The organism is Blautia luti (assembly GCF_033096465.1).
Taxonomy (GTDB): Bacteria; Bacillota; Clostridia; order Lachnospirales; family Lachnospiraceae; genus Blautia_A; species Blautia_A luti.
Window position 1 is genome coordinate 3,645,841 of record NZ_AP028156.1, and the last position, 20,863, is coordinate 3,666,703.

At 40.6% G+C, this 20,863-nt stretch carries 17 protein-coding genes, 1 pseudogene and 1 riboswitch; of the genes and pseudogenes, 1 reads left to right on the forward strand and 17 read right to left on the reverse strand.

Features of this window, described 5'->3' with window-relative positions:
* Positions 1 to 44: 44 nt before the first annotated feature.
* The 13 genes from R8695_RS16875 to R8695_RS16935 all read right to left on the reverse strand — a co-directional run bounded on the left by R8695_RS16875 (position 45) and on the right by R8695_RS16935 (position 16,186).
* Entirely contained in the window at positions 45 to 2,777 is a 2,733-nt protein-coding gene (locus tag R8695_RS16875) for a DUF5722 domain-containing protein (RefSeq protein WP_167515462.1), read from the reverse strand.
* Positions 2,778 to 2,949: 172 nt separating this feature from the next.
* Entirely contained in the window at positions 2,950 to 3,276 is a 327-nt protein-coding gene (locus R8695_RS16880) for an L-rhamnose mutarotase (RefSeq protein WP_154780124.1), read from the reverse strand.
* Between the two features lie 246 nt (positions 3,277 to 3,522).
* Positions 3,523 to 4,092 (reverse strand): signal peptidase I, encoded by a 570-nt coding sequence (lepB, locus tag R8695_RS16885; RefSeq protein ID WP_182437381.1) that lies wholly within the window; start codon positions 4,090 to 4,092, stop codon positions 3,523 to 3,525.
* A gap of 227 nt (positions 4,093 to 4,319) precedes the next feature.
* Positions 4,320 to 5,882 carry an aminotransferase class I/II-fold pyridoxal phosphate-dependent enzyme gene (locus tag R8695_RS16890; protein WP_243139486.1) on the reverse strand — a complete coding sequence of 521 codons (1,563 nt, stop codon included), beginning with the start codon at positions 5,880 to 5,882 and terminating at the stop codon, positions 4,320 to 4,322.
* Positions 5,883 to 6,171: 289 nt separating this feature from the next.
* Positions 6,172 to 7,422 (reverse strand): 3-isopropylmalate dehydratase large subunit, encoded by a 1,251-nt coding sequence (locus tag R8695_RS16895; protein WP_154780126.1) that lies wholly within the window; start codon positions 7,420 to 7,422, stop codon positions 6,172 to 6,174.
* Positions 7,423 to 7,441: 19 nt separating this feature from the next.
* Positions 7,442 to 7,933: a LeuD/DmdB family oxidoreductase small subunit gene (locus R8695_RS16900; protein WP_118509862.1), complete on the reverse strand. Its 492-nt coding sequence runs from the start codon at positions 7,931 to 7,933 to the stop codon at positions 7,442 to 7,444.
* 137 nt (positions 7,934 to 8,070) lie between these two features.
* Positions 8,071 to 9,321: a 3-isopropylmalate dehydratase large subunit gene (locus tag R8695_RS16905; protein WP_118509860.1), complete on the reverse strand. Its 1,251-nt coding sequence runs from the start codon at positions 9,319 to 9,321 to the stop codon at positions 8,071 to 8,073.
* 3 nt (positions 9,322 to 9,324) lie between these two features.
* Positions 9,325 to 9,810, reverse strand: coding sequence for a LeuD/DmdB family oxidoreductase small subunit (locus tag R8695_RS16910; protein ID WP_118509858.1), 486 nt, complete (start codon positions 9,808 to 9,810; stop codon positions 9,325 to 9,327).
* A 230-nt stretch (positions 9,811 to 10,040) separates the two neighbouring features.
* Positions 10,041 to 13,811, reverse strand: coding sequence for an Ig-like domain-containing protein (locus R8695_RS16915; protein WP_154780127.1), 3,771 nt, complete (start codon positions 13,809 to 13,811; stop codon positions 10,041 to 10,043).
* 205 nt (positions 13,812 to 14,016) lie between these two features.
* A riboswitch (cobalamin riboswitch) is annotated at positions 14,017 to 14,208 on the reverse strand.
* Between the two features lie 67 nt (positions 14,209 to 14,275).
* Positions 14,276 to 14,551 (reverse strand): hypothetical protein, encoded by a 276-nt coding sequence (locus R8695_RS16920; protein ID WP_154780128.1) that lies wholly within the window; start codon positions 14,549 to 14,551, stop codon positions 14,276 to 14,278.
* Between the two features lie 57 nt (positions 14,552 to 14,608).
* A complete protein-coding gene (locus tag R8695_RS16925; protein WP_154780129.1) occupies positions 14,609 to 14,821 on the reverse strand; it encodes a hypothetical protein in 213 nt (70 codons plus the stop codon).
* 94 nt (positions 14,822 to 14,915) lie between these two features.
* Complete coding sequence (locus tag R8695_RS16930) at positions 14,916 to 15,455, reverse strand: response regulator (RefSeq protein WP_154780130.1); 540 nt, start codon at positions 15,453 to 15,455, stop codon at positions 14,916 to 14,918.
* A gap of 155 nt (positions 15,456 to 15,610) precedes the next feature.
* Positions 15,611 to 16,186 (reverse strand): hypothetical protein, encoded by a 576-nt coding sequence (locus R8695_RS16935; RefSeq protein WP_243139487.1) that lies wholly within the window; start codon positions 16,184 to 16,186, stop codon positions 15,611 to 15,613.
* Between the two features lie 841 nt (positions 16,187 to 17,027).
* Between R8695_RS16935 and R8695_RS17945 the strand changes: the two are divergent.
* Positions 17,028 to 17,210, forward strand: a pseudogene (locus tag R8695_RS17945) (IS1634 family transposase); the annotation flags it as partial.
* 140 nt (positions 17,211 to 17,350) lie between these two features.
* Here the strand turns inward: R8695_RS17945 and R8695_RS16945 are convergent.
* From R8695_RS16945 to R8695_RS16960, 4 genes are all read right to left on the reverse strand, one after another.
* On the reverse strand, positions 17,351 to 18,691 hold the full coding sequence (locus R8695_RS16945) for an MATE family efflux transporter (RefSeq protein WP_154780131.1): 1,341 nt from the start codon (positions 18,689 to 18,691) through the stop codon (positions 17,351 to 17,353).
* Between the two features lie 407 nt (positions 18,692 to 19,098).
* Positions 19,099 to 19,809, reverse strand: coding sequence for a hypothetical protein (locus R8695_RS16950; RefSeq protein ID WP_243139489.1), 711 nt, complete (start codon positions 19,807 to 19,809; stop codon positions 19,099 to 19,101).
* Positions 19,810 to 19,999: 190 nt separating this feature from the next.
* Positions 20,000 to 20,335 carry an ArdC family protein gene (locus R8695_RS16955; protein ID WP_243139490.1) on the reverse strand — a complete coding sequence of 112 codons (336 nt, stop codon included), beginning with the start codon at positions 20,333 to 20,335 and terminating at the stop codon, positions 20,000 to 20,002.
* A gap of 147 nt (positions 20,336 to 20,482) precedes the next feature.
* Positions 20,483 to 20,671, reverse strand: a complete 189-nt coding sequence (locus tag R8695_RS16960) for a hypothetical protein (protein ID WP_118509844.1) — start codon at positions 20,669 to 20,671, stop codon at positions 20,483 to 20,485.
* Positions 20,672 to 20,863: the final 192 nt, after the last annotated feature.

Genomic DNA, 20,863 nt, shown 5'->3' on the forward strand with positions numbered 1-20,863 from the left:
ATGATTTGTGTTCTTTGTGTGGGAAAAATGTGTTTAATTTGTGACTAATTTCTATACATCTTATAAACCCTTGATGCCTTATATCCGGGAACAAGAAATTTCCAGTTTCCAACCTGGCTGTTCAGGATTTTCTCTGTATATTTGAGGGAACTGGAACTGTCCATATACCTGAATACATTATAGACCTTTTTCGCCTTTCCATTGCTGGTCTTCAGCCCCAGAGCAAGTCCCTGGGCCACTTCATGACTTTCATCCATATAACTGCGAATGATAAATCCATCAATCATAGGGTTACATGCCGCTTTATAGTAAGCCAGTGCCATGGATGCCGCCTGATTTACCTGACCGCCATAAGAAGATGAAAATCCCTGTTCAGACAGGAATACTCTTTTATCTGATCCGTAATGGTTCTTCACATAGCTTGTCAGTGCCTCAATATTGTACATGGTAATAAATGTGGCAGTCTCGCCGCTCTTCGTCAGCAGCGGTTCATTGACACTGGACCAGAATTTCGCCTCTGTCAGTGGCTGGCTGTATGCATGGTATGCCACATTCCAGCTGATGCCTTTCTGCAGTTTCGATACTGTTGATGCAAACTTATCCAGCGTAGATTTCGAGGTGTAGCATACTGAGAATATATTTCTCTGGTTCCAGCAGTTATCCAGACAAATAAATACTTTTGAGCTTGCCCTTGTGCTGCGCACTGCATTATGCAGGCAGCGGAACGCTTCACTGTACATGGAAATATATTTGGAGAAGCTCACATTTCCTAGATAATAATAACAGCTGGCACTGTTTACTTCATTTCCCAGAATCCAGTTACTGATATAACATCCATTACTGCCGAAGGTTTCCCCCAGATATGCAAACAATGCTTCCATCTTCTGTCTGGCTGCACTGTTGTCTGTGTTCCATCCATAATAGGCAGTTTCCCCGTAAGGGCTGTTTGCCCTTCTCAAACTCTGGGTGAGTGAACTGTTATTCAGGCTGATCTGCGCTGTCACCTGGATTCCTTTCTGGTTGCATTCTGACACAAGATTTTTGTATCCATACAATGCTGCGAAATAATATTTCTTCCCATTGTATTTATATTCATTATATCCATATCCTGTATTCAGAATATCCGATGCGAAAAAGTTTACAAATACATTCTTACTCTTGGTCTCTGTGATCTGATTAATATCTGTGGCCTGGATCCCCTTCTTGGTTTTTGGTATGAAATAAGCCGCCTGATAACTTGCCAGTTTCTCCGGATTACTCACATAACTTCTGTTGCTGATCACGGAATAACTGCCTTTGGAATTTTTCGCTCCTATGGCAAATTTACCCTGGATATACTCCGGATGGCCTTTGGTCTTTAATTTAAATGTAAGTTTCTGGTTTGCCAGATCAGATTTCTTTATTTTGTCTACTGTTTTTTTCACTTTACCTGTAGCAGAATCCAGATACAGCAGATAATAATAGTTGTCCCAGGTTTTCACATACTGAGGGACTGTCGCTGATACACGGATCTGTCCTGCGGAATATCCTTTTACGTATTTCAGTGAAGCCGCTTTGGAAGAAATTTTTACAACTTTAGTCCAGCGGGCATATAGTGTAATGTTCTTCGCGGTTCCTTTTTTGATAGTGGTGATCTTTGTTTTATATTTACTGTCTGTATACCAGCCGGCGAAATGATATCCGGAGCGGGTTGGTTTTTTCAGTTTCACTTCTGTATTCTGTTTATAGGTTTTCGGGTTTGCAGAATTGTTTTTGCCTCCATTCAGTTTATAAATAATCTTATAAGAAGCTGCTTTCTGCCAGATGGCATACAACACAACTGTATCTGAATCCTCCTCTACCCCTGCTGCAGTTTCTTCTATATTCTGGTTCTGGGATTCACTGTTGTCAGAAGTTTCTTCCTGCACGGCAGGTTCTGTCTGGGCTGTGGAGTTTTCTGTACTCTGAGCTTCTGTACTCAAATCGTTGTTCTGAGCTGTGTCTACACCTGGAGTTTCTGAATCTCCTGCTGATACTGCATCCGCGCCTGGGACTGTATTTTGAACTGCGGCATCCCCTGCTGATGGCTCTTCGGTATTCTCAACTACATCCTCTGCTGACGGTTCTTCAAGATTCTGTACTGCAATCTCTTCAAACAATTCGTCAGCTGTGTTTTCTTCATTATCTGTATTTACGTTCTCCGTATTTACATTTTCTACATCTGCCGATTCCACATTACTGTTCTTTAATTCTTCCTCCTGCCCGACTGGCAGCTCTGCTTCTGATGATACACTGTGCAGAAGCTCCGCTATAGAGTCTCCTGGTTTATAAGAAGTACCTTTTCCATCTTTCTGTGTGTTCCACTCTTTGAAAATATATCCGCTTCTGGCTGCAGGAGCTTCCGGTGCTTTGGCATCTTCTGCTTTTTCACGTGAAACAGTATAGGTCTTTTCCAGTTTCCCATTACTGTAAAGTTTGATCTTATAGCCATCCTCTGTTCCTGCCGATTCAGTAATGTCTTCCCCTTCGTTCTCTTTCAGATCCGGGATGTCCTGGGAATTATCATTTATTTCCTCTGCTTTTCCTGTGGAAAAGTCCTCTGAGCCAAATAAATCTTCTATATTTTCTGCTTCAGTCTCATCGCAATCATTCCCCATTCCATCGTCAAACTCACTGACTTCTGTTACCTGAGTCTGGGTTCCCTGGGTGAATTCCGCCCCCATTATCGTCTGGGGTATCCCTGATGGCACTGCCATACAAAGCGCCATTGTTACTGCCATAAGCTTCTTCCAGTTCATGAAATTTCTCCTCCTTCTTGTTTCCTGCCTAACTGACAAAATTATCCGCATTCGCTGCCTGATCATGGCTGCACAACTGATATGCCGTTTATTTGGTCAACTCTGTCAGAACATCTGTTAGTACAGCGAACATTAAGTAACCGCCCTATTGACTTGTCTGATTTTCGCTGTACTAGTTGTGCCATGCAAGTCTTCTGCTTGCAGGATGCCACTCTCCTGTCATCCAGTCCACATCATTGGTGATCCAGTCCATGATTCCCAGCTGCCGTGTCTCCCAGGCCACTGTTGCTTCTCTGTCTTGTGGTGTTTCATCGATCTCCGTAGTCGTATCGATTTCATCATATCCGAAAATATATCCACCTGCATTCCAGATACTGAAATTCTTTATCTGATTTCTGTCCAGAAATGCTGTAAGATCCTTCCAGATTTCTCCCAGTCTGGTACGATACGCATTCATCTGACCATCCTTTACTTTCATCGCAAATGCATGTCTCTCCATAATATAAAAACCTCCCTGATATTTTATGTCCTGACTTATTTCCGTCAGTCTCTGCCATTTATATAGTCTGCATGACCTGCCATTTCACAGTCGCCCGATCCGTACATATAACAGCAAAAAAAATGCTACAATCTTTAACATTTAAAATGTAAAAAACTATAGCATTATTTTACCATCTGATATTCCCTGCCGCAACAGACATTCGTCTGTGCAGACATAATAAATTAGTACATCGTTTTCGATGTACTAATTTACTGTTCCTATTTTATTTAATGGCCAATACCTTATCGCCACTTCTGCCTCAATGGCATCTTTCTCTACAAACGTATTCATCCAGTAACGGGAATCCATACTGTGATTTCGATTATCACCCAGCATGAAATAGCAGCCTTCCGGTACCTCGTATGGTCCGAAACTTCCCTGAGGTGTTTCCGGACAGAAACTGTCATCCAGTGGTTCTTCTGAATCGTTGATATAAACCTTACCATCTACAATATTTACAGTTTCTCCCGGCAGACCGATCACTCTCTTTACGAAAAGCTGAGAAGGATCATCCGGATATTTAAAGATTACAATGTCAAATCTCTCCGGATCCTTAGTCTTATACGCCAGTCTGTTTCCAAATACTCTGTCACCGGTCATGATCGTCTGTTCCATGGATCCTGATGGTACTCTCGCATTAATATATACAAAATGTCCCAACAGAAATGCAATCACAAAGACAACGATAATGATCTTCGCATAGTCCCAGAGTTCTTTCCACATAGACTGTGCAGGCTGTTTCTTTTCTTCCTGGTTTTTGTCTTCATTTTCCATCTTAAGTTTCTTACCTCCAGAAATTTTTACTGTTTCTATTCTATCACACCTCTTTGGGATTCACCACTTAATTTTCTATAAAATTCTACAGCATTACTGTTTACAGTAATATGCTTCGCGGGATATTACCAGTAAACAGCAGCCTTCACTTCATGCACAGTAACAATCCCTGTGTAACAAATAAAAATGGCAGATGTTTCACGTGAAACATCTGCCATTTTTATTTGTTACACAGTCTGATGATACGTGCTCAGGAAGTCTCTGATCTTACCTGCTGCCTCTTTTAATACTTCGATTCTCGGCAGATACACAACACGGAAATGATCTGGCTGTCCCCAGTTGAATCCACCTCCATGCACCAGAAGAATCTTCTTCTCTTTCAAAAGATCCAATGCAAATTTCTCATCATTTACAATGCCAAATTTCTTCACATCAATCTTCGGGAACATATAGAACGCAGCCTTCGGTTTCACGGCTGTAATTCCAGGAATATCTGTCAATGCATTATAAATATATTCTCTCTGCTCATAAATACGTCCCCCCGGAACAATGTAATCATTTACACTCTGATGACCGCCCAGAGCAGTCTGAACGATGGACTGTGCCGGAACATTGGAGCATAATCTCATATTAGAAAGCATCTTAATTCCTTCGATGTAATCTTTCGCCACGTTCTTATTTCCACTTAAGATCATCCATCCAATTCTGAATCCTGCAATCATATGTGACTTGGACAGACCACTGAATGTTACACAGAACAGATCCGGTGCCAAAGATGCAATGGATACATGCTCTTCTCCATCCATAACCAGACGGTCATAAATCTCATCAGAAAAGATAATCAGCTGATGTTCTCTGGCAATATCTACAATCTGTTGAAGAACTTCCCTTGGATATAATGCCCCTGTAGGATTATTCGGATTGATAAGTACAATCGCCTTGGTACGTTTGGTAATCTTTCTTCTGATATCATCCATATCAGGATACCACTCTGCCTGTTCGTCGCAGATATAATGAACTGCTTTGCCGCCTGCCAGAGTAGCACAGGCAGTCCACAATGGATAATCTGGTGATGGAATAAGAATCTCATCTCCATTGTCCAATAAAGCGGACATACTCAAATTAATAAGTTCGCTGACACCATTTCCTGTATAAATATCATCTACAGAAACGTTCGGAATCTTTTTTAACTGCGCATACTGCATGATTGCTTTTCTGGCAGAAAATAAACCTTTGGCAGGGGAATATCCCTCACAGTCTATAAGCTGATCTCGCATATCATAGATAACTTCATCCGGTGTACGGAATCCAAAAGGTGCCGGATTTCCAATATTCAGCTTCAAAACCTGAGTTCCTGCTGCTTCCATTCTGGATGCTTCCTCAACTACCGGTCCTCTTACATCATATAAAACATTATTCAGCTTTGATGACTTTTTAAACTCCCGCACTGCGCTTTCCTCCGTTTCCTGACTCTCCAGGTTCTTTTTCTCTGGATCTTCTGTTTTCTTTATCATCTTTTCTTTTGGTTCAACATTAACTGTCTTTTCTTTCGTTCTTTCTGCTCCTTTTCCCACTGTTCGGACATTTTCGTCCAATAACCAGGACTCTTCTACTTGCAATGTCTCTGCAATAAAATGAAGAATCTCAGCTCTGGGAATTGTTTTTCCGCTTAAATACTGGCTTACATGGCTTTTTCCAAGTTTCACACCTTTTTCCTGCGCACATCTCACAAGGTCTATCTGTTTCATATTTTTATTATTCAACGCTTCTTTTAATCGATCTGCAAACATATATATCTGTAATCCTTTCAGCATTTATTTTTATTATATCTCGATGTATATCGGTTTGGTTTGAACTTTTTAACTAAATTGAACTTTTTTTATTCCAATCAAATTTATTGAACAAATTATAGCACGTATCCTTTATAATTACAAGATGTTTGTTCAATTTTAGCGTTTTTATTTAGTTGAACTATATGTCCGTGTCAGAAAGACGTTTTTTATGAAACATTTTGTATTCATACACAAAAGCAGGAAAATCATACGATTTTCCTGCTCTCAGCCATCTGAATATCGTTTTTTATTCTACGTTCGGAACTACAATCTTACCTGCCACAGCACAGGAAGCTGCTGTTCTCGGAGATGCCAGATAAATTTGAACTTTGGATGTTCCCATACGACCCAGGAAGTTACGGTTATTCGTAGCCACTACACGTTCACCATCTGTAAGGATACCTCCTGTACGTCCACAGCACAGTCCACATCCAGGATGCGTAATAATAGCACCAGCCTCTGCCAGAGTATCCATAATGCCCATTTCCACTGCCTGTCTGTAGATCTTGCGGCTTGCAGGAGTTACAATAAGCTTCACGAAATCAGCTACTTTTTTGCCTTTCAGCACCTCTGCTGCCGCCTGCAGATCCTCCAGACGTCCGTTTGTACAGGATCCGATAAATACCTGATCGATTTCTGTACCTTCCAGTTCGCTTACATCCCTGATCTTATCAACCTGGGACGGGCATGCCATAACCGGAACGAAATCCTCAGCACGATAAGTAACTGTTTTCATATATTTAGCATCTCCGTCGCCTTTCAGGCTTTTCTGGAAGTCATTTAATTCGATTTCGCAGTATTCTGCAGTCTTTTCATCCGGTGTAAACAGTGCACACTTGGCGCCTGCCTCAATTGCCATGTTTGACATGGTCATACGACTTGCTACAGACATTTTTTCGATGGTGCTGCCTGTGAATTCCAGAGCACGATAAGTTGCCCCGTCAGCGCCCAGATCGCCGATAATACGAAGGATCACATCCTTTGACATTACATTCTCAGGAAGTTCGCCGTCAATAACAATCTTGATTGTTTCCGGAACCTTAATCCACATAGTTCCGGTTCCCAGAATACTTGCCATCTCTGTATATCCGATACCGGAAGAAAATGCACCTACACATCCGTATGTGGTAGTATGGCTGTCTGTACCGAACACAATGTTTCCAGGTTTCACGTAGCCCGCTTCTGTCATTAACTGATGACAGATTCCATCGCTTCTGTGTACATGTGTCATGCCATATTTCTTCGCAAATGCATCACCTGTATGGAAATGTCTTGTATCATCCAGCTGGCTTGCAGGCACAAGATGATCGTAGATCAGGATCACTTTTTCCGGATCCCAGAGCTTCGTAAAGCCCATTTCCTCGAATTTCTCTGCTACAAAAGGGATAAAGATATCATGGATCATCACTCTGTCCACATTGACAGTGACAATATCGCCCGGTCTTACACTTTTTCCCACATTATTTCTGATAATCTTTTCGATAACTGTCTCGCCCATCTGCTTCTCCTTTCCCTGTTTAATCCAGACCATTTAATTTACGCATGGCTTTTACCAGACCGCCGGCCTGGATAATGCTCATCAGATTCTCAGGCAGGGAAGCAATCGGATATGTTTTTCCATTGTAATCTACATGCTCATTCATCACTACTGTTACTTCATCGCCTTCTTTGATGTCATCATGAAGATCCGGCTGTTCAATAAGCAGAAGGCCGTTATTAATAGAATTACGGAAGAAAATTCTGGCAAAAGATTTCGCGATCACGCACTGAATGCCCAGTGCCTTGATGATCTCCGGCGCCTGCTCTCTGGATGATCCGCAGCCGAAATTCTTTCCCGCCACGATAATATCTCCTTTGGAAATCTGTCCTGCCAGTTCCGGGCGAAGAGGACTGAATCCATACTGTTTCATATCATCTATTGTTTTCAGTGCCAAATACTCTGTAGGAATAATGATATCTGTATCAATATCGTCTCCCAGTACCCACACCTTTCCTGTAAATTTTTCCATCGTATTTACCTCGTATTATGTATGTATTCCTTGCATTTTTTCACTCAAACAGATCAAGTACATATTCACGACCCGCTTTACTACGCGACTCTGCACCGAATAACTGCTTCACAGTTTGATCCGGCAAAATGCCGGCCTTATACCTGGCTGGCCAGTGCGATCTTACCTGCAATGGCAGAAGCTGTAACAGTCGCAGCTGATCCCAGATATACCTTGGAGCTTGGATGTCCGGCACGTCCTTTGAAATTACGTGTACCAGTGCTGATCAGAACTTCGTTTTCACCGATAACGCCCTGGCAGCTTCCCCAACATACACTGCAGTTCGGGTTCATTACAATAGCCCCTGCTTCCATAAAAATGTCAATAAGGCCTTCTTTTAATGCCTGTCTGTAGATGGTCTGGCTTGCAGGTACAACGAGAAAACGAACGCCCTCTGCTACCTTTTTACCCTTAATAACTTCAGCGCCTACACGAAGGTCTTCGATACGTCCATTATTACAGGATCCCAGGAAAGCTTCGTTAATGGCGATTCCGCAGGTTTCTTCTGCCGGGACTACATTATCTACGAAGTCTGGTTTCGCAACTACAGGGCGGACCTTGGACAGGTCAAATGTATATTCACGGGCATATACTGCATCCGGGTCACTATGATATACAGCTTTCGGCTCACGTCCATGCTCTTTCAGATACTCAATAGCTTTCTCATCTGCCTCGAAGATACCTGTCTTAGCGCCAGCTTCCACAGCCATATTGCAAAGTGCCATACGGTCACTGATACTGAGTGTTTTCGCACCTTCTCCAGTGAACTCCATAGCCTGATAATTGCAGCCATTTGCACCGATCTCGCCAATAATGGTAAGGATCAGGTCTCTGGCATATACGCCTTCCGGAAGCTTGCCGATCAGGTTGAATTTCACAGATTCCGGCACCAGAACCCATGAGGTTCCTGTTACCATACCATAAAGGAAATCTGTACATCCAACGCCTGTTCCAAAAGCCCCAAGTGCTCCATAAGAGCATGTATGGCTGTCTGCGCCGAAAATCAGCTCGCCCGGGCGTACATAATTCTCGATCATTACCTGATGGCACACGCCTTTGCCTTCCCAGAAATCAATATTGTTTTCTTTTGCAAAGTCTCTCATCTTCTTCTGGGATGCTGCTGTTTTCGGGCTGTCAGATGGCACATTATGATCCACGATAAACACAAGTTTCTTTGTGTCAGCAATATGGGGATTTTTTAATTTATTACGATACATATCAACAGTCAGATGAGTAGTTCCGTCATTACTCATAAGACGGTCCAGTTTTACTGTATGGATATCTCCTGGTTTTACACTGTCTACGCCAGCTGCAGCTGCGATGATTTTTTCTGCGATTGTCATTCCCATATCTTATTTCTCCTCCTCACGGTTCAGAGACGCGATCAGTCCGCCCTGATTTAAAATTCCCTGCATATATTCAGGAAGCTTGGTGCAGGAATATATTTTTCCATTTGCCTCTGCAGTTCCTTCAGACATATGCAGCACCATAGTATCTCCTGTCTGTACTTCATCCGGAAGATCTTTACAGACAATAGCCGGAAGGCCGATATTAATAGCATTTCTGAAGAAAATACGCGCAAAAGATTTCGCAATAACGGCCTGTACTCCTAATGCTTTCAGAACACCTGGAGCCTGCTCTCTGGAAGATCCACAGCCAAAGTTCTCTCCGCCTACTACGAAATCTCCTGGTTTTACTTTTTTCGCAAAATCCGGATCCAGAGATTCAAAAGTATGTCCTTTCATTTCGTCCAGGTTCGGAAGCAGCAGATACTGAGATGCAATGATCTGGTCTGTATCCAGGTCATTATGAAATTTAAAAATTGTTCCTTTTTCCATAATAATTTCCCTTTCTGTTTCTATTTCAGGTATGCCTCTACCATTGCCGGAGGCTTATCTACTTATAAGATAAAATCACCAGTTTCTCAGGCTGATTACAATCTTTTTCTATTTTATCACAAAACAGGTCATATTGAAAATGAATGTTTGCAATAAAGTACGCCAAAATCCCTCCGACGGGACATATATCAGCTCTGCCGGAGGGATCTTTCTCTTTTTACTTATTTAATTTATTTTTTTACCTTAATTGTGATCACTGCTTTTTTGCCGTCTACACTTACAGTTATTTTCGCTGTTCCTGCTTTTTTGGCTGTGATCTTTCCGTTCTGATCTACAGACACAACCTTTGTGTTGGATGATTTCCATTTTCTCGCAGAGGTTGCTCTCTTCGGTTCAGCACTCACACTAAGGAACTGTACTGTACCTTTCTTTAATGTAAGGGATTTCTTGGCAAATTTCAGGCTCTTTGCCTTGATCGTATCTTTCTTTACATTTACTGTGATCTTCTTTGTAAGTTTTCCTGCTTTTACTGTAATAACTGCCTGTCCGGCCTTCTTCGCAGTAATCTTTCCGGAAGAACTTACAGTGGCAACAGATTTCTTACTGGATTTATAGGTTACTTTATCTGTAGTATTGGACGGACTTACGATTGTTCCTATTGTAGCTGTCTTTTTCGCTTTCAGATAGATTACAGATGTATTAACTGTCAGTTTCTTTGCCGGAACCTTTTTCGGCGGTTTCGCTGTTGGTGTCGGCGATGGTGTTGCACTTGGGGTTATTGATGGAGCTGGTGTTTGTGTTGGCTGCGGTTCCGGTGTAGTTGTTGGTTCCGGTACCGGTGTTTCTGTTGGTTCCGGTGCTGGTGTCACAGTGATTTCAATATATGGCAGAACCATACTTGGTACACTTTCATTAGCCACTGTCTTTACTACATAATTTCCTGTGTTCGGAATATTAAATGTAAATTTTCCTTCTGCATCAGATTTGGCAGATGCGGTTACGGTTTCTTCTGTTTCTGTATTTACCAGAGTAACTTCATAACCTTCTGCAGGGCTGTATTCATTACGTCCCTGTGTTTTATTTACATCTGTATTCATATAATATTCGTCGCCTGTAAGAGTAAGAGTAAAATCCTGATTTTGCTCTACACTTACACTGTTATCTGTAAATTGCAGATAAACCGGATTTTCACTTGAAGTTGCGGAGAATACAGAAAGTATATCTCCCTCTTTCAGTGCACACATTCTTGGGTCATTTCCAACCCATTTTCCATTTACACGGAAAGCAACCATATTTTTATAACTTTTCTGACCAAGAAGTATTCCTATACCGGCTCCCTTCAGTCCACACATGAGATATCCTGTAGGGTTGCTCAGATACTCTTCTCCAAATAATTCTTTATGGATATCTGCCATTGCATCAATAACTGCAACCTTCTTCTTTGTCTCATATCCTTTATCATAATTGCCTTTTTTGGCGCCTGTAATCTCTATTCCTGCAGCATCTTCCGAAGTTACCTTCATAGTCATCTTCTGAGGTGCTTCTCCTGGTTCTTTATTTACAAGTACTGTAATCTCAGCAGTTTCTGCATTCTCATCTGCATAAATCTGTGTGATAACACTGCTCAGTGCTGTTCTTGCAGCCTTATATGTATCATCTGTACCATTTTCATCTGTCAGAGCAGTTTCCGCATCTGTGATCGCTTTATTTAAAGTTTCCTTCGTTCCTGTCGGCCACTGTCCAGGTGCATCACCTTCTGTGATTTCATCATATAATGCCTTCGCATCTTTGATATCACCCTCCAGAAGTGCTTTTACAGTTTCATTGGAAAGAACAGCCTCAAGTTCCACGTTTAACTCACTTCCGGATGCTGTCCACGGTTTGGAAATGGTTGTTTCTACATAGTTATCAGCAGTATAAGTATAGGTATAATTATTATTTTCTACCATCTCATATACGCCGTCTTCTGAAGGAGAAACAGTTAATGTTTCGCCGCCTTTTTTATATGTAACAGATACCATTCTCGGGTTTATCGGTTCCTGATGTCCGGATTTCGCACGGATCTTAAATGTAACCTGATAATGGTTCAGTCTGGTCATGGTAACTGCAATATTTTCATCCTGAGCAGGTATAAAGTTTCCTGATACAGAGCGATAATCTTCTGCTTTCGCAGAATAAAAATATCTTACACCGTCCCATAATGTATAACTGCCATCTTCTGCCGGTGTTTCGCCTGTTATGGTCACATCAGCTCCCTCTACAGGATTTCCTTCAGCATCAGCAATACTGAATGTAATTTTGTGCTTGCTGTCAGCTTCTGCTGTAAGAGATAAGTTCACAGTCTCATCAAATGCTGCAGTAAAGCTCTGTGATAATACTGCTGTACCTTTCGTTCCAGCTGCAATATAGCCATCTCTGGATGCCGTTACAGTATATTTCTTTCCCGGAATCAGTGTATAACCATTCTCTGAAGAAGTTACTTCATTCTTAGTACTGTCTGTTACAGTAATCGCTGCATCCGGGATCACTTCTCCGTTCTTGCTGTTTACAGCCTGAAAAACAACCTGGCAGCTATTGGTCTGTGGTTTGACTTCGAATGTATACGTATGCTCTGCCAGTGCTTCTGCTGTATTATCATTGATCGCTGCATCCTCCACAGATGGATCATATAATTTCAGAGTTGCAGTAAATGTCTGTTCTTCTGTTCTCTTAGTCTGATCCAGATAATAAGTCTGCTTCTTCGCAGGTTCCTGCTTTACTGTGCTTCTAAAAGCACTCCAGTCAGAGAAGAACCAGCCACTCTTGTATTCTTTTACATTCGGACGGTTCAGCTTAATACTGGAAACTGCATACTTCTTCGCATCGTAATAAGATACTATATAGGTATCATCTTTTCTTTCTATTCCGGATGTAGTTGTAATTCCCGCATCAACATAATTTCTGTACAGGTATTTCAATGCTTCTGCTTTTTCATCCGGTTTCTGCACTTCATCGCTTACCTTCTGTACAGAAGATGCCACGATCTTCGCATAATGGTCTGTCCATACCTTATCATCACTCCTGCGGGCTGCGATTTCAAACAGGCTGTCCAGTTTCTCTACCGGTACAGACCAGAAAATATGCTTTGCGCCATCTTCAGATGGAATATATGCAGCCATATTTTCCTCTTTTGCAGTTTCAGCATCCAGAGCTTCTCCTGCATAAAGTCTGTCATAATCTGCATTCTTTAATGTCATAATCGCATTGATCTGTCCATCTTCCACATATAAAGTGCAGGCCTCTACCGGCAGACCGCTGTCTGCACGTACATTGGCTGTATAAGTACCAGTTTCCAGCACGTCCGGAGCTGGTGTCACAACAGGGATTGTAGTCAGTTTAATATGAATCGTATATATAATATCATGCACCATTGTCATGGCAGTGGTTGTTCCGGTAATCTCCATATCCTGATTCAGGACAGCCGGAACTTCAAAAACAGACCCTTCATAAGAAGTTCCGGTAATCGGAAGATATTCATTATCTCCAACTACCAGTTTCGTATACTTGGAACTGCTGAATACAACAGTGGCATAAATTTTTCCTCTTTCAACCTTTACTTCCGGACAGGTGATCGTTGTTTTTCCAGATCCTCCTTTGAACGAAAATTCTTCCGGCGTATAAGTTCCATCCTGATACTGATCTTCAGATGCACCTGCTGCTGAAATCTCTGCTTCTGTCAGAACATCATCTTCGGAATCTGTAAACTGTACATCTTCCTGCAGTTCATCTGTCTGTTCTCCATCTGAAAACTCATAGTTATCGTTTCCGTTGTCCTGTGATGTTTCTTGTGAAAACATACTCAGCTCGTCTTCTGCCAACTCCTGCTCAGATGTCTCCGGAGTATGATCCGTAATCTCAGTTTCCCCATCTGAGAAGACATCAGCGCCCCACACTGGTGAAATTCCAGTTACTGTCATGGTTGCGGATAACATCAGTGCCAGAAAAGCTTTTGATCTTTTCATTTCAATACTTCCTCCTTTGAATTTTGAAATATACATATACTCCGCGATAAAGCTTTTCTTTCTTATGGATAAAAGCAGATAAAAAGGACAGCATTCAGGGCTAAACAAAAAAGACCTGTTTTCGCACGAAAACAAGCCCTTTAATCCTATTATATCCAGTTATTCATCCTTGACATAATTAATGAAAAAGCTTTCATCGGAAGCGTCTCATCAGATATTTTCAGCAGGTTTCCTGGCTGACAGATCTTCGCTCTGCTGCACCTTCTCAGCAAAATGCCAATGGCACCTTCAGCATCACTCCCTGTTCACAGTGACCGGATCGCTCAGGACTCACACCTGATTCCCTTTTAACCTTTGGTAATATTTTTACAAAGGCACTGAAAACAATGTATTTATTTTTATTTTATCAACTATATTCCAAAAATCAAGCTTTATTTTCTATATTTTTGTCAAGGGATAATTACTCATCCCAATCCATTTCTGTACATTTCACTGATCACAGCCTGGGCATGTTCTGATTCTTTCTTCTCAATAATCTGATTTCTGTCACTGAGGATTGCCAGCATCTCATCTACCAGATCTTCGATCTTGGGATTCGTATATCTGTATAAATATCCCAGCATTCTCGTTGCTGTATAATCTGTATTCATGTTTTTATAAGCAACTTCTGCGCAGAATTCTTTAGGATACCCTTTGCTTAGCAGAACTCTATATAGTTCCTTCGTTCTCTCTGATGCCATAAATGTATCACCCCGTCTGTCAGTTAACAGAGATTCTTAGTCGTTTCCTGATATAAATCACAGTACATCTGCAATTACTTCTGATGCATCTTCCAACGCATCTAACGCCTCTGTCAAAGCATCCAATGTCCGTTCCTCTGTAGTATTCTCCTCATCGAACTCACTGATCATATCAGCCAGAGTATCCTTTATCTCTTCAATGCTGTTAAAGATCTTCTGTATTTTTTCCTTTTTCTCAGTCTGTATTTTAATATTTACTATTTTACTCATCTGATTTTCTCCCTGTTTTTTTATGCTTCTTAAGAAGATTTACCAAGCCTTCCCGAATACATGCAGCCTCTGCAAAGACATACGAGCTCTTTGGTTATAGCATACTTTTAATCTCCCTGATTACACTTTCCCCCGTCAATGGCTTTGAAATATGTTTATTCATTCCTGCCTTTATGCTACGCTCCACATCATCCTGAAAAGCATTTGCAGACATGGCTACAATAGGGATCAGTTTTGCATCAGGACGATCCATTGCCCGAATCTGTCTTGCTGCTTCCTGATGATAGCCCACAAGCCTGATCATATTGTCTGGGGATGGGACTCTCCTTCCTGTACATCGTATATAAATGACTCCCTTTACAGGATGCATGTAACGGTAAACAGCTTCTGATTCATGACTTTTCAGTTCTTCCATGTAATCCCAAAAGCACTCCCTTTCCTGCGGATAAATATGTTCTGCCACATACTCCATGCATTTTTCCGGAGACAGGTCTTCTGTAATTCCAAACAGTTCATTTGTGATCTCATCCGTGTACAGTCTTGTCTTTTTTCCTTCTTCAGACTCTACTTTCCAGAATCCGGAATTTCCTGCCTGAAAGTATGCCTGTATGTCCTCATTGTTCAACTTTTTCATAAGCCTGTCCCTCACATATATTATTTTTAGATACACAGATACATGTATCTTGCTACCTGTTTCAACTAACAGGCTTTATAACTGATCTTTTCCCATGTTAACTCTGTATAAAAAACTATTTTGATTATAAAATAAACGTTCACCAGTTTACAACTTTATAAATGGTAGACTTGCTGGCAAATCAGCTGTTTTAGAGCCTTTGCCATAGCATTTGATTTTATATGTGTTTCAATATTTTGCACGAAAGTAGCAAAAAATATCTGGCTGCGAATGCCCTGACTTAATTCAAAACGAAATTCCTGTACACTCTTTGTTCGGTATTCAGAGAAATGTTCGTTCCGATAGGGCAGAATCTTCATGGCACAGTAACTGATATTGATCAGGTTGACCAGCATTTCAATCCCTTTGCAGCTTCGCGCCATATAGTTGCAGAAAGACCAGAAAGTTTTCTGCTCATAGTAGCTTACTTCAATATTCCACCGAAATGAGTACAAAAACAGCGGAATGTATTTCATACGGTCACTTCCGGTCTGGTTCAGTGGCGCTTTTTTCTGCCACATACGATAACCAAGGGGAACGGAAAGATAAGATACCTTATCCCCATTCCAGACGGGTACGCAGAGCATGACACTTACAAAGCAGTGTCCATTCAGGTAGTTGGAACCGTTGTGTGCGGCATGGTCAAACAGTTTTGAAACATTTTCAAATTTTGTGCCAAATTGGGATACCATTGTATCATCCACACACAGAAATACCGGCTACGTCTGCAAGGAATCCAGTATCAGCTTCAAAGCAATCCTGACAGTGGTATTCATAAATCTGGAATAATCAACCTTTGCATAGGAACATGCATAATAAAATACATTCAGTTATTTCTCCGTTATTCCGAATAAAAAATGTTCATACAGAAACCGGATGGAATGCGCCGATTCCAATGCCAGTATGGATAGTAACTGCAGAAACAGAGTATCTGCTGTCGGAACAGAAAAAGTTTCAAAATAAGTCAAAAAATATTTATGAAGTCTACCAATCAGTGTTTTTTCGTTGTATAATGCTTTTTGTCGTACAGGGTCGCTTTCCTTTGTAATGTTTTTCACAAACTCATTATACATCAGAAAGTCCTGTACGATATTTTTTTATGAAAAAGTTGTAAAGTGGTGTAGCCATAATATCTTAGCAATAAAAATCCCGATTGAGCTTGCCCTTATTGTTTCCCTTGTGTTATATCGTCCCACCAGTGTTTACGAACTCTGATAAGGGCAAATACAAGGGCAAGAAAATCCTATAAAACAGTATAACACAAAATAAAAGTGACATGGTGAACTGATTGAAATGCTTCTAATTTTTGTCGCAAATAATTGATTAAACAATAAGGAGCATTCCTGTAATTCATTAAAAGCGCCAATTGAATAAAAAAAACCTCAAGGTAAGATTGAGTTGCATCTTGGCGGATGTAAACAAAACAATCAAACACCGGAGGTTCCAAATGAATTATACACAGAATGAAAAGATTGAGCAAGTAACAGATTCAACAATAGTTGTCGGAGTTGATATCGGAAGCCAGATACATTATGTTTGTATTTACTTCACACTTTAAAAGACATAAAATTTACGGATATAGAAGAATAGGGCTTCATGCCGGTATATGAACGTCAGGAAATCACTGATGATCTCCATGAAACCTGCGGATTCAGAACGGACTATCAATTCATAACAAAACGGAAAATGAAAGGAATTCAGAAAAAAGTAAGCGGAGATAAAACACTACTATATTTCGTGTATGCAGATAAAAGTGCCACACCCCTTGTATTTACAGGGATTGTGGCACTTTTTTAACTAATCAACTGTCAAATATGAAATTATATAGAGAAACGGCTGTTTTGTCAAATTATATATCAAATTGAATCCACCTTATCAATCGGCCATAATTTTCTGAGTGCCGCATAAGAAATCAAAAAGTTTGCGAGCCATCCAGCCGGTACAGCAAGCCAGACAAATGCAATACCAAAACGAGGGGCACAGATTAAGGCAACTGACAATCTTATTGCAAGATTTACCATATTTGCAATAAGAAATGGCCGCATGATTCCAAGCCCACGAAGGACTCCATCTGTTGCCATCTTGATACCCATGAAAATGAAAAAGTAGCCTAGCCATCTCATATAATCCCCTGATACCTGATAAGCTAAAGCAGTTCCGTCTTTTCCTAAGAATAACGAAGAAATTTGCGTATGCAATGTCTCAATAACTATAAAAGCAAGAACTGCAAAACATAAATCTAACACCAGTGCAGCATGATATCCTTTTTTGATACGTTCGATTTTCTTTGCACCAAGATTTTGGGAAACATACGGTGAAACTGCATTTCCAATAGATATAAATATCAGTGAAAATACATTCTCTACTCTCATCGTTGCCGAATAACCCGCTAGTGCCTGTGTACCAAATGGATTTACAACCGCCTGTACAATCATCATCCCAATTGACACTGTAGACTGCTGAAGAACCGAAGGTACAGCAATTCGAAGCATTGAACGTAACTCCTGCCCGTCAAACCAGCTAAAGTGACTTTTATATCGACGCATCCGACTAAAGAAAATCAAAAGTGAAAATACTGCAGAAATTCCTTGTGCAATAAGAGTCGCAAGGGCTGCACCAAACACACCAAGACCAAGTCCAGCCACCATCCAAAGGTCCATAAATATATTTAAAACCGAAGAAAATATTAAAAGACCTAACGGAATCTTTGATTCGCCGATTGAAGTGAACATCGTTGAAAGGATATTGTACATAAACAGAAACGGAAATCCCACAAAATAAACTCGAAGGTACAGTACCGCTTCATCCAATATATCAGCAGGTGTCTGTAATAAACTCATCATTGGATGGGAAAAGCAAAATCCAAACAGACCCAGAAGTATACTTAGAATCAGAAAACTAATTAATGATGTCGACACAATCGTTTTCATTTTGCTATAATCCCGGGCACCAAAATAACGGCTTACAAGAACCCCTGCACCTACACCTGCACCCAATGCTATACAAATGAATACATTCGTAAGTGCGGCGCAGGCACCAACTGCAGCAAGTGCAGATGAGCCAACAAACTGACCAACAATAATAGAATCAGCCATATTATATACTTGTTGAAAAAAACTGCCTAGAATCATAGGCATTGCAAAAACAGTCAGCGCTTTAAGAGGCGCATCTGTAATTAAATATTCATCTTTTGACATTGTCTTATTTTCCTTCTATAGAGATTTATTTTATATCTTTAAAACACAAAATGCAAATGTTGTTATGATCAATCAACATTTTCTGATAAATTGATTATAACATGTATTATCCTTTTTTCATAATAAAAGGTTTTATACTAATTCTTTTCTAATTCTTTTTCTAAATTTATAAACATAAACAAGGCTCAAAAGGGCACTTTCCCTTATGAGCCTATACACTTTATCATCTAACGTATTTTGCTTTCATTTTTCCATGTCTACACATGGCATTTTTCTCTTAAATCGCGTTCTATGATGGTTCTTTCATCTTGCTGATATCCTTTGCTTGCATTTTTCTTGAAGTACTATAGGGCGGAACCAGTTTTAAAGATAATCGTCTCTTTTTCACACTTTAACCTTCGTATATTCTACCCTCGCTTTCTTTCTAGTTCCTGATCCAGGTACTTTGGTATCGGCTTTCCGGATCGGCGAGCAATAGCAATCTGTTTCTGATCGATTGTAATGCCATCTTCTTTGACCATTGCCATATTCATAAATAAATGTTGTTTTCCAGGTGTGTCTTCATCCACGTGGTAAATCGCATAGCGGTCACCATTACCTCTGAACATTTCTTCCTCTAGGGTATAATCATACTTAAATGGGTACATAGCCCTATCAACTCTCTCCGAAATATCCGTTCCTTCTGTAATCGTGTCTTCCAGCCAGTTTTGGATATCTCCCCATGATTCAAACTGTAGATAGCCGGCAATTTCATGCGTCCCATCCGGTGCCAGTTCAATATGTCCCGGTTTACTTTCCTGATAATCATAACGGTATCCGGCTGCTTCCAGTGCATCTACCAAAATGCCATATTTTTCATGTAATTCCGTTTGCTGTTTTTCTTCAAGAATGATTTCCAATTCTTCTGTAAGCTGATTAATCATTTCACCAGCTGTCTTGCGGATCACATCCATAGATGCTTTCATTTCCTTCATTTCCCGGCTGCTACTCCAACCTGCAATGTAAGGAAAACTATAATCCGATGTATCCAAACCAAAGGAAGAGCACACACAGTAAGCAACGGATTCTGCTTCAACCTCTTTTGTCAGTCGGTCTTTTTCTACACCAAGACTTTCCATGATCTCCCTGTCATGCAGTTTTACATGGGCGGTTTCATGAATAGCAGTCTTTAAGGTCTAGCTTTCACTGAGTCCTTTTTTTATCACGATTTCCTTGTCTGCATTGTGATAATATCCATTGGCATTGCCCTCGATCTCATCGAATCGTATCGGCACTGGGGATATTTTTTGGATAGCCTGCATGAAAGAATCAAAATCCTGTACAGCTGCAGTCAGTAATTCTGGTGCCAGTGTCTGGATTGGTTCCCATGATCGGTCGCTGATTTTCATCCAGGACTTTTTTTTCCTTCATTTTCTTATATGGTGCTGGTGCGATAATTGTAATTCCTTTTTCACCTTTCATGACCTGTCTACCCATGGACTGCCAGTTTTTGTAGCTGGTAACAAGTGTGGCATCCGGTCGCTGCATGGCGATCAGCATTGTATTATTAAAAGAATAATTGTGAAACTTTGCCATGGTTTTAAGAAATTCCTGATAGCGGTTACTTGTAAAAAGCTCTTCCACACCGGATTCCAGTGACTGCATAATGCTGCCATATCTTTTCCCTGGACCGGCAGTGGAATAGTAGTAGTTTTATTTTGTTCTGTCATAATACTCCTTTCCAAAAACGCCCCACGACATTGTGCTTATGCCGCAGGGTTTTTTATTAGTTGATGAGATGATTATTTTTTATTAGAGTTCCATATCGTGCTTCTTTGTTTTCGGTTTCTGATCTGGCTGTTCTTTTCCTGCTTTCTCTGTTTTTGCAGCCTGTGCTTCTTTTTCTTTCTGACGTTCTGTGAATCTATCTGCCTTTTCAAAGACATGATCCTTTTGTCTAAATTTGATGTATCTCCCGGAAGTGTATAATGAACATTCCAATGATCATTTTCTGCTGAATTTACTCTTTATAATAAAAGTATCAAAATGAAAAAAATCACAGCAAATTTCAAATTATTTTATTTTTGTACAATATCACTATAATTTGTCTCAGGGTAAAGAAACAAATGCACCTGTTATAGTGGCTCCGCCGTAGTTCCAACTTTTACATGGAATGAAAGGAAAAGGACAGCA

Bases quoted from the DNA above. Each gene is read 5' to 3' on its own strand.
- R8695_RS16930 (WP_154780130.1), bottom strand. From the start codon at position 15,455: ATGAAAAAGTTGAACAATGAGGACATACAGGCATACTTTCAGGCAGGA.
- R8695_RS16895 (WP_154780126.1), bottom strand. From the start codon at position 7,422: ATGGGCGAGACAGTTATCGAAAAGATTATCAGAAATAATGTGGGAAAA.
- lepB (WP_182437381.1), bottom strand. From the start codon at position 4,092: ATGGAAAATGAAGACAAAAACCAGGAAGAAAAGAAACAGCCTGCACAG.
- R8695_RS16935 (WP_243139487.1), bottom strand. From the start codon at position 16,186: ATGGTATCCCAATTTGGCACAAAATTTGAAAATGTTTCAAAACTGTTT.
- R8695_RS16900 (WP_118509862.1), bottom strand. From the start codon at position 7,933: ATGGAAAAATTTACAGGAAAGGTGTGGGTACTGGGAGACGATATTGAT.
- R8695_RS16955 (WP_243139490.1), bottom strand. From the start codon at position 20,335: ATGCAGTCACTGGAATCCGGTGTGGAAGAGCTTTTTACAAGTAACCGC.
- R8695_RS16875 (WP_167515462.1), bottom strand. From the start codon at position 2,777: ATGAACTGGAAGAAGCTTATGGCAGTAACAATGGCGCTTTGTATGGCA.
- R8695_RS16890 (WP_243139486.1), bottom strand. From the start codon at position 5,882: ATGTTTGCAGATCGATTAAAAGAAGCGTTGAATAATAAAAATATGAAA.
- R8695_RS16880 (WP_154780124.1), bottom strand. From the start codon at position 3,276: ATGGAGAGACATGCATTTGCGATGAAAGTAAAGGATGGTCAGATGAAT.
- R8695_RS16950 (WP_243139489.1), bottom strand. From the start codon at position 19,809: ATGGAAAGTCTTGGTGTAGAAAAAGACCGACTGACAAAAGAGGTTGAA.
- R8695_RS16925 (WP_154780129.1), bottom strand. From the start codon at position 14,821: ATGAGTAAAATAGTAAATATTAAAATACAGACTGAGAAAAAGGAAAAA.
- R8695_RS16905 (WP_118509860.1), bottom strand. From the start codon at position 9,321: ATGGGAATGACAATCGCAGAAAAAATCATCGCAGCTGCAGCTGGCGTA.
- R8695_RS16915 (WP_154780127.1), bottom strand. From the start codon at position 13,811: ATGAAAAGATCAAAAGCTTTTCTGGCACTGATGTTATCCGCAACCATG.
- R8695_RS16920 (WP_154780128.1), bottom strand. From the start codon at position 14,551: ATGGCATCAGAGAGAACGAAGGAACTATATAGAGTTCTGCTAAGCAAA.
- R8695_RS16945 (WP_154780131.1), bottom strand. From the start codon at position 18,691: ATGTCAAAAGATGAATATTTAATTACAGATGCGCCTCTTAAAGCGCTG.
- R8695_RS16910 (WP_118509858.1), bottom strand. From the start codon at position 9,810: ATGGAAAAAGGAACAATTTTTAAATTTCATAATGACCTGGATACAGAC.